Below are 775 nucleotides of genomic sequence, written 5' to 3'. Positions count from 1 at the left end.
GATCGCGGAACCAGTAGTAGTGGTAGATGATCCCGCCCTCGACCTGGCCGTCGTTGACGGCGCGCAGCGTGGCGATGTTGTCGGAGTAGATCTCGGCGCCTGACTTCATGGCGGCCAACCACTGGCTGGTGGCCTGCTCGCCGGTGAGTTCCAGCATGGCCGCGACGATGGCCTGGAAGTCCGGCTTGACCGGCGGCGCGCCCCAGCGGCCCTTCCACTCCGGCTTCTCGAGATCCATGATCGACCGTGGCAGCTGAGCCTCGCTGAGCTTGGTCTTGTCGTAGGCGAACACCGTCGTGCGCGCGGCGACGCCGGTCCACTTGTTGGTGGCGGGGCGGAACTGCGGCGGCACCTGGGAGATGGTGGCTTGGTCGACGTCGGTGAACAGGCCGTCCTTCTCGACGGCGGCCATGGCGGGCGAGTTCTCGGTGAGGAACACGTCGGCAGGCGACGAGTCGCCCTCGGCGATCAGCTGGTTGCCCAGTTCGGTGTCGCCGCCCTGGCGGTAGGTGACCTTGATGCCGGTCTCCTTGGTGAAGGCGTCGATCCACTCCTTGGTCAGCGACTCGTGCTGCGCGTTGTAGACCAGCAGACCGTCGTCTTCCTCCGACGACGAGCAGGCGGTGAGACCCGCTGCCAACGCGACGGCGGCCCCTAGTGCGGTGATGCGACTCCAACGACTACGACGGGCTGACATCGACCGGCCTTTCTGCAAGGTGAGGATTGCCTAACGAACATACCCTTAGCAACTGGCGGCGTCGGTTGCGCTTCGGTG

General features: G+C 65.8%; 1 protein-coding gene. It reads right to left on the bottom strand.

Features of this window, described 5'->3' with window-relative positions; genetic code table 11:
* Positions 1-697: extracellular solute-binding protein (locus tag ACLE20_RS15520; protein WP_410941217.1), on the bottom strand; the 697-nt coding region annotated here is incomplete at its 3' end.
* Between the last annotated feature and the right edge of the window lie 78 nt (positions 698-775).

This window comes from Rhizobium sp. YIM 134829, assembly GCF_046546455.1.
This window is presented reverse-complemented; position numbering and strand designations above follow the sequence as displayed.